This window comes from Methylocystis sp. MJC1, from assembly GCF_026427715.1.
Lineage (GTDB): Bacteria > Pseudomonadota > Alphaproteobacteria > Rhizobiales > Beijerinckiaceae > Methylocystis.
Genome location: NZ_CP107558.1, coordinates 268,752 through 277,500, shown reverse-complemented (window position 1 = coordinate 277,500; position 8,749 = coordinate 268,752). Strand labels below are relative to the sequence as shown.

5 protein-coding genes (1 of these 5 running past the window's edge) are annotated in these 8,749 nt (G+C 64.0%); 3 read left to right on the top strand and 2 right to left on the bottom strand.

Translation table 11 applies throughout. From position 1 onward, the window contains the following. Both OGR47_RS01350 and OGR47_RS01345 read left to right on the top strand, forming a co-directional pair. Positions 1–1,456 carry the 3' portion of a beta-galactosidase gene (locus tag OGR47_RS01350; RefSeq protein WP_165054849.1) on the top strand. Its footprint begins 512 nt before the window's first position, so 1,456 of the gene's 1,968 nt are visible here — the last part of the coding sequence; the start codon falls outside the window, past its left edge; it ends in the stop codon at positions 1,454–1,456. Positions 1,457–1,494: 38 nt separating this feature from the next. Beyond that, positions 1,495–1,899, top strand: coding sequence for a surface-adhesin E family protein (locus OGR47_RS01345; protein ID WP_165054851.1), 405 nt, complete (start codon positions 1,495–1,497; stop codon positions 1,897–1,899). Between the two features lie 21 nt (positions 1,900–1,920). Here OGR47_RS01345 and OGR47_RS01340 read toward each other — a convergent pair whose 3' ends face one another. Then, positions 1,921–5,781 carry a translocation/assembly module TamB domain-containing protein gene (locus OGR47_RS01340; protein WP_165054853.1) on the bottom strand — a complete coding sequence of 1,287 codons (3,861 nt, stop codon included), beginning with the start codon at positions 5,779–5,781 and terminating at the stop codon, positions 1,921–1,923. A 1-nt stretch (position 5,782) separates the two neighbouring features. After that, positions 5,783–7,678 (bottom strand): autotransporter assembly complex protein TamA, encoded by a 1,896-nt coding sequence (locus OGR47_RS01335; protein WP_165054855.1) that lies wholly within the window; start codon positions 7,676–7,678, stop codon positions 5,783–5,785. Positions 7,679–8,126: 448 nt separating this feature from the next. Between OGR47_RS01335 and OGR47_RS01330 the strand changes: the two genes are divergently transcribed. Then, the gene (locus OGR47_RS01330) at positions 8,127–8,735 is read left to right on the top strand and encodes a PilZ domain-containing protein (RefSeq protein ID WP_165054857.1); all 609 of its coding nucleotides are present in this window, start codon (positions 8,127–8,129) and stop codon (positions 8,733–8,735) included. Positions 8,736–8,749: the final 14 nt, after the last annotated feature.

Below are 8,749 nucleotides of genomic sequence, written 5' to 3'. Positions count from 1 at the left end.
TGAGACGATCGAGGCGCTCAACGAGGCCTGGGGCAATGTCTTCTGGTCAATGGAGTTCATGTCCTTCGAGGAAATCGAGCTCCCCAATCTCACGGTGACGGAAGCCAACCCCTCTCATCTTCTCGATTTCCAGCGCTTCTCATCGGATCAGGTCGTCGCCTTCAACAAACGCCAGGCGGAGATCATCCGCGGTCATTCGCCCGGCCGCCCGATCCTGCACAATTTCATGGGCGCCTTCACAGCCTTTGATCATTTTGCGCTCTCTCGCGACCTCGACGCCGCCGCCTGGGACAGCTACCCGCTCGGCTTTCTCGAACGCAGCCCCAATAGCGAGGCTTTCAAGTCGCGCTATATGCGCGTCGGCGACCCCGATTTTCAGGCCTTCCACCACGACCTCTATCGAGGCTGCGGGCGCGGGCGCTGGTGGGTGATGGAGCAACAACCGGGTCCCGTAAACTGGGCGCCGTGGAATCCGGCCCCCGCGAAAGGCGCGGTTCGCCTCTGGGCGCATGAGGCCTTCGCCGCCGGCGCCGAAACCGTTTGCTACTTCCGCTGGCGGCAGGCGCCTTTCGCGCAGGAGCAGATGCATGAGGCGCTGCTTTTGCCGAATTCGAAACCCAACGAAGCCTTTCACGATGCTGCGCGCGTCGCGCAAGAGCTGGCGGCGCTCTCGGCTCATGTCGAGACGCGACGCGCGGAGGTCGCGCTCATCTTCGATTACGAAAGCGCATGGGCCTGGAAAATTCAGCCGCAGGGGCAGGATTTCTCCTATTGGGAACTTATCATGCGCTTCTATCGCGCTCTGCGGCGCGCCGGGCTGTCGATCGACATCGGCCCGCCAACGGGGGAGACCGTCGCCGACCGCAAGCTTATTCTGCTGCCGGGGCTCTTCACGGCCTGCGAGTCATTGGTCGACGGACTAGCGAATAGCTCGGCCGTGCTCCTCGCCGGGCCGCGCGCGGGCTCCAAAACCGAGCATTTTACCATTCCCGTTGCTTTACCGCCCGGCGCTCTCCAGAGCTTAATCGACTTGCAGGTGCGGCGCGTCGAGAGCCTACGACCAGGGGCTATTATTCCGATGAACGACGGAAATCCGGGTTATTTCGAGCGCTGGCGGGAGTTTCTGGCGCTGGGCGGGGAGGCCGCGGTCGCCATCGCCTCGCGCGACGGCGAATGCGCCCTCGCGCAATGCGGCAAACGTTACTACCTCGCGGGATGGCCGGATGAAACGCTTGCCGACGCTATCGTCTCTCGCCTCCTCGCCGAAGCTGGGATCGACGCGCTGAGATTGCCGCAGGACATACGGGTTCGGGATAATGGCGGCTTGCGCTATATTTTCAACTACGGCCCGGAGTCGGTGGATGTATCGTCGCTCGTTGGCGAGGCGCGGCTTCTGCTTGGCGATGTAATGCTGGCGCCTTGCGGCGTCGCGGCTTTTCGACGTGACGAGATATGAGTCGGAAACAGCGACGGTAGCCCGTTACGGAATTGGCCATGAGAAAGATCGCTTTGCCCGTCCTTCTTGCTTGCCTGCTGCATGCGCCGGTTGCTTCGGCCGAATGGCTGCTCGTCTCACAGGACGGCTTTTCCAAGATCTATCTCGACCCTGCGTCGCGCAAGAGAACGCCGGACGGCGCCATCTTCGCGCGCGCCCTCACCGATTATGATCCGCAGTCTCCCGAGGCGGCGGCTTTCAAACTCTCCGAAAAGGGACTGTCCGAAGTAGAGCGCGTCATGATCGACTGCGAAAAACCCGCCTATCGCTCGGAGGGCGGAAGCTGGTTCGTGGGGCATATGGCGACGGGAGCCCGTCGCAGCGGATATCCGGCGGGCTCGACGTGGTCCAAGGTCCCGCCTTACTACCTGGATCTCTCGACAAAGCTCTGCGGGAAGGAATGAGGCGCGGCGGCGCGCCTCTTCTCAATATTCGTGCTCTATGCCGACGCCGAGCGATGTGGCGCCGCTCATGCCCGTCTCGCTCTGCAAGCGCAGGCCGCGCGTCACGTCGACGCCCACATTGACCGACGTCTGCTGCGGGTTCGCGCCCGTCTTCACGCCGACGCTCACGCCATTGGCGATATAGCGCGACGCGCCGACCGTGGGTCCCTTGCCCCCGCCCGCGTCGAGGTCGAGCGAATCCACGCCGAGCGCCTTGCGCATTTTCTCGAAAGCGTCGACGCCCGCGCCGGCGCCGGAAAGTTGCGCGAGCGCCGCGGCGAGCTGCACCGCCTGAAAGGGCGTGAGCGAACCGGAGGCCTTGGCGAAAAGCAGGCGCGAGAGCACTTCGTCCTGCGGGAGCTCCGGCGTCGATGAGAAAGCGAAGGAGGGCGACGCCGCCGGCCCGGTGACATCGATCTTCGCCGTGATGTCGGATGCCGTGGTTTCCGCCTCGAAGTCGAGCGCCGGCGTCAGCCCGCCAGCGAAAGTGAGCTTGCCGCGCGTGAGATCGATGCGCTGCGTGAGGAGCTGCATCTTGCCGCGCCGCAACTCGAAGCCGCCCTGCGCATTGGGCTTCTGGATCGTGCCCGAGATTTTCAAATCCCCGCCGAACTCGGCGTCGATGCCGCGCCCGCGCACGAAAATCTTGTTGGGAGCCGAAAGCGCGAGATCGAGCGCCGCGTCGAATCCCGATTTGCGCGACGCCTTTTCCTGCTGCTTCTTCTCGAGCGCCAGCATTTGAGCCGCGAAACCTTTGGCGTCGATGTGAGTCGAGCCCGGAAGCGGCTTCAGATTGGCCGGCAGGCGGTCAGGAATGCTGACGTCCATCGAGTCGAGATTGACCTTGCCTGAAATTTTAGGGTTGCGCGCCAGCGCGCCGCTGATCGTGAGATCGAGATCGCCGGTCGAGGAAACGATGTCGGTCGCGGCGAGCTGCGCATTATTGGCGCCGATGCGGATGGAGCCGGGCATGCCAGCGTCGGGCGCAACGGTCACTTTGCCGGCGACGGCGATCCGCCCGCCATTTTTCGTCTGCGCGGTGAGGCCGTCGATGGTGAGATCGCGGCCGCGCCCTTCGATCCTGCCGCTGATCTTCGCGAGGCTCACGCCGTTGAGCGGATCGTTGAAGGCGGCGTCGGCGATAACGACCGACCCGCCGATGATCGGGCTCGCCGCCGGGCCCGTCAGGCGCAAATCGACATTGGCCTTGCCGGCGGCCGTCTGGCCGTTCGCCGCGAGCATCGTATTGGCAAGCGCCGCGTCGAGCGCGCCCTTGACCGCGAGGTCGAGCGCGCCTTCGCCCAGCGGCGCCGAGCCCGTAATCTTCAGCTTGCTCGATGGGCCGACCGCAACATCGGCGTCGACGGTCGTGCGCTTATTGGCGAGGCGGCCATTGGCGGCGACGTCGACGGCCGGCAGTCCGTTGGCGCGCAACTGGGGCGCGCTGATCTTGGCCAGCTTCACGCGCCACTCGCCCGCCGGCGCGGCTTTTGTCCCGGTAATGCGCGCCTCGGCGTCGAGCAGACCGTCGAGGCCGATGGTCGGATCGATCATCGAAGCGATGGAGAGCGGCACGGCGCGCGCCTTGGCGGCGATGTCGAGGCTCTCCCCGGCGACGCCGTCAATATCGAGACGACCGGAGCCGAGTGAAAGAGCCAGGCCTCTGAGCGCCACCGCGCCATGCTGCAAAGTGACCGCGGCCGGCTGCGCCAGCGCGATTTTCTTGCCGGCGCGTTGCGCGGAGAATTGCGCGATGTCGAGCCGAGTCGTTTCGCCCGGCGTGAGGGTCGCCCTGCTGGCGACATTGAAACCGCGGGCGTCGAGCGTCAGATCGAGCATCGCCGCCCCGTCGCCGGCGGGGCGCGCGAGCAGGCGCGCCTTGCCGATCGCCTCCTTGCCAAAGCGAGCGTTGTCAACGGAGACCTCGCCCTCCAGAGCGGGCTTACGCAGGAGATCACGGGCCGACAACGTCGCCGCGAACCTGCCGACCGCCGCTCCTGCCGCCTCTATGCCGGCGCCCTCTGCATCGATCGAAACGCTCTGCTCGCCATTCGGAGCGTCTAGCGAAATATCTGCCTCGAGACGTCCGCCGAGCTTTTGCAGCGCGAGCGCCGAGAGATCGTCGAGGTTGGGCGCGGCGAGGCGCAGACGCCCGTTTGCGAGACCAGCGCCGTCGATCGCGAGCGCGCCCTTCGCCGTCGCGCCGCCAATGGCGAGATCAACGTCGTCGAGCGTCCAGCCGGCGTCCGTCCGGGCAAGAGAGAAACGCCCGCGCGCCGGTTTGCGATCGACAACGCCGTCGAGCTTCGCAGCAGCGGCGAGACGGCCGAGCAGATCATGGGCCTCGCCCTGCAGCGCGAGCTGCGGGATCGGGCGCCCATTCGCGGTAGCGTCTTCGAGCGTCGCCAAAAGCGTCGCGTCGGGCTTCTCCAGACTTCCCGTCACAGAGGCCGCAACATTGGCTCGACCGGAGAGCGGCAAGCCCGCGTAGCGTAGCTCCGGCAAGTCGAGCTTGGCCTCGATCGCGGCTTTTTCCTTGCTCGCCTTGCCATCGACAAGCGCGGAGAGATGTTCTCCCGCGAGCGCCAGCCGATCGAAAGCAAATCCGCCGCCGGGAAGCGTTGCGACCTTTCCCGTCAGGCGCACACGTCCGCCCGCAAGCCCGTCAACAGCCGCAACGCCGGAGCCGAGCGACGTCACGGCGCCGTCCAGCGACGCCTCCAAGACGCCATCGAGCGGCGCCCCGGCGATATCGGCGGAGAGATCGAGAACGCCATGTAACTGGCGTCCGGCAATTCGCGAGAACGGGTCGAGGGCGGCGACGGAAAGATTGACCTTGCCGACCGCTTTGCCATCGGCGCTCATACGGCCGGCGCCATCAACCTTGAAAGCCGAAGCGGCGAGCGCAAAGCGGTCGAGGGTCTTGGCACCGTTATCGGCAAGATGAGACGTCGCCTCGACCTTCGTGACGTCGGCAAAAATCGCCGCAAGGTCTTGCGGCAAGAGATCGGCCAGCCGCCCCGCAAGAGCGAGGTCGAAACGCCGTGCCGCGCCTTCACGGGTAACGTGGACCTCGCCATCGACGCCCGCCTTGCCCGCCTTTGCCGAAATCTTGGCTGCGAAGGCGTCGAGCGGGCCTTCCCCCGCGACGGAGGCTTCGACCGGCGGGAGGCCGGGGATTTTTGCGCGGCGCGCGATGAGGCCGTCGCCGGGCTCCGAGGCGGCGAATTTGACGCGCAGCTTGTCGCCTGCATAAACCGCGTCGACGCCAGCCGACCCTGGCGCGTCGAGCCGTAGGACATTGACCCATATACCCGCCGCCGCCCCGGTAAGTTCGGCCCCGGCGTGGACAGAGAGCGTGGCCGCCGCATCCAACACGGGCTCGGCGAGAATGAGCTTCGCCAAAGCCAGCTCTCCCACCCGGACGCCGATGGGCAGTTTCGGAGGGAAAGATCCGTTGCCGTTTTTCTGTTCGGCCTTTTTCTTTTCGGCAACCGGCGCGCGCAACACGTCGATCTCGCCGACGTCTATGCGATCGATATCGAGCTTCATGCCCAGAGCCGCGAGTGGCGACCATTTGGCGGCGACGCGGTCGATCCTCAGCCATGGACCGTCCCGGTCTGAGACCACGATATCGCGCACGGCGGGCGTCGGGGACAGAACGCCGTCGATCGCGCCAATCTCGACCTTCATATCGGGCGTAGACGCAGCCTCGGAGATGACGCGCGCCAGCGAACGCCCGCCCGAGGCGCTATTGATGGAATAGACGCTGGCGCCGGCGGCGAGAATTACGAAGGCCGCGATACCGCCGACGATCACAAGGCCGCGAGAAGGCTTGCGCATATCAGAAGCTCTCTCCGATGCCGAGGAAGATGGCGAGCCGGCTGTCCTGCGGCCTCGGGTTGAGAGGCGTCGCGACATCGAAACGAATCGGACCAATGCCAGTATAGTAGCGAAGACCCACGCCTGCCGCGAAGCGCATCGTCGAACTGAAATTCGGCACGGACGACGAATAGGCGGCGCCGGCGTCGAGGAAGGGGACGATGCCGATTTCCTGCGTCACTTTCAGGCGCGCTTCGGCGGAGGCTTCGAAAAGGCTCAGTCCGCCGGTCGGAAAGCCGAAGCCATTGTCGGGGGTGATCGAGCGATAGCGATAGCCGCGCACGGAACCACCGCCGCCTGCAAAAAAACGTCGGTTTGCCGGGACGTGTTCAATCGACGACCCGACGATAGAGCCGGCGGCGACTCTCCCTGCGAGAACATACCAGGCGTCTTCGTCGAGCGCGTGATAGGCCGACAACTGCCCCTTCGACTCCAGCATGCTGACGCCGTTGGAAAGCGCCTTCACATAAGGCGCGACGCGGGCCGTGGCGCGTATGCCGCGCGTCGGCGCGAGCGCATTGTCGGTGCTGTCATAGGTCCCCGAGACCGGGAACCCGAGCAGCGAGTAATTGTGCAGGCCGAAGACGTCGTTGAACTGCCCGCCCTCGACTTCGATGCCGGCCTGGATCGACGCCGTGTCGCTGAAACGATGGCGGATCGCGCCGTTGAAATTGCCATAGGACGCCCAGTAGTAAACGGTGCGCTCGCGCACCGCCGCGGCGTCGAGCAGAAGATCGTTGCGCGTGCCGAAGAGCGCAGGCTTCAAGAAGCTCGCGCGCGCGGAGCCGACCAGATTGCTCGCCTTGAGCTCCGGAAAGGACAGGAACGCGGACGAATTATTGTAATAGGCGAGGCCGCCGTCGAGATCGAAACGCAGGCGCTCGCCGCCGCCGAAGAGATTGCGGTCGACCCAATAGGTGCGCAACGTCGGGCCGTTGATATTGGAGAACATCGCAGAAGCGCCGATCGCATGGCGCTTGCGTTCGGTCGTCTCGATGAGAAGCGGCAAATTGCCATTCTTATCGAGATGAGCCCCTTCTTCGATCTTCACGCCGCCGATCGCCTCGATGCGGGCGATGGATTTGCGCGTGTCGGCGATTTTTTTGGGGCTGTAAGGCTCGCCCTCCTCCAGATAAATGAAGGAGCGGATAACCTCCGGATCGACGCCCGGCGCGCCGGAAAGACTAACCTCGCCGACGCCTGCCTTCGGTCCTGGGTCAATCGTGACCGCGACGTCCATCACGTTCAGATCATGCAGGATCACGGGCCGCGCAGAGACGACCTTGGCCATCGGATAGGATTTGCCGCGCAAATCATCGATCCACTCGGCCTCGCGCGCGCGCAGAGCCGCGGCGCGGGCGGGATCGTCGGGGTTCTGATCGAGGGCCTTGCGCGGGAAAAGCGCCGGATCGATCGGCGCATTGGTGCGCGCGTCATAGACGACGACGTGGCGCAGCTTGAAGAGCGGGCCTGGATCGATCTCGAAGACGACAGGAACGAGAGACACGCCGCGATGCCGCTCGGCGGCCGCCGCCGCCGCGTCGGCCCCATCGCCTTCCGGCGAGATGGGCGCGCCGGCGACGCTCGCATGCACACGCGCGTTGAAATAGCCGCTCGCCCATAGCGCCTCGGCAAGGCGCGGATAGTCGGCGACGACCCGACGCGCCAAGCCGACGCCCGCCGAAGGCGCCTCCAGGCGCAGTCGCCAGCTGTTCGATGCGTCCTTGAGGGCCTGCTCGAGCTTGTCGTCGTCGAGCCCCTTGAAAGTCACCTCGTAAGCGATTGCGTCTGCGGTAGGCTCGGCGTTTTCTGGCGCGCCGAGCAGGCCAAAAAAGTCGAAAGCGCGCGCAGGCGTCATCCCGCCACACACAATACTGCAACAAATAAGCGCAGTTACCAAAAGCCGCATCGGCGTCACGATGAATCCCGCGGAAATCCTTGAACTAAACTATAAAATTAAACGGTCGGAACGTCCATTCCGTTAAGCTTAGCAACCCCTTCTTGGTTAATAACCAGTTGAAATAAAAATAGCTGCCCAATCTGCTGTCAGGTTTTACGCTGGTGTCGGTTGGCAAAAATCGAGCGCCGCCGCCGCTTTACTTGCCAGCGGGGCCTCAGGAAAAAAGCACGAGCCAGCCGACGCCGTTAAAATTGTAAACAATTTGGAAACTGCTTTCATACAGCGCCCCGTTTATGCCGCGGCCAACGGTCCAGCTTAACTTTTATGGCACGAGCCGGCGCTAAGGTGGCAGCCACTAGACGGTGGAAGCGCGCTTCCACCCGACCATTAACTTTTCGAGGCAACAATGGGCATTAATTTTCAGCCTAAAACTTCTCATTTTGAGACGGAGCCGCAGCCCCGACTGCAAATCAATTTCGAAGGCCGCTACACACTGCTGGAGTCCAACGAGGAATATCCTTGTCAGACCTGCGAGATCTCCCCTTATTCCGCGCGGCTTTTCGCGCCTGTCGCGGCCCTGCCGGGCGAGAAGGTCGCGCTTTGCCTCAATGAATTGGGTCGTTTCGCGGGCATTGTCCTGGGACCGACGCAAAACGGATTCGACATGTGTTTTCATCTCATGCCGAAAAAACGCGAGAGGCTGGCACGCCAATTGGCATGGTACGCCGATCGTTCAACGGGCTATGAAGAAAGCCGGCGTCACGATCGCATCTTCATCCCATTCATGGATCTCACCGTTCTACGGCTGGCCCGCGGCGACGAGCAAATCGTGCGCATCAAGAGCCTCTCGCACTCGGATGTCGTGCTGGAAACCGATCGCGTGATTCCCATCGGCGCCGAGGTCGCGGTCGGGAATACGCCGGCAAAAGTGGTTCGTATTCTCGATGACGGCGTCGCCTGCGAATTCGCCAGGCATTTCCGTCCAGGGGAGATCGACGAGACGACGCGCCTTTGAGGCGCGGCGGCGTG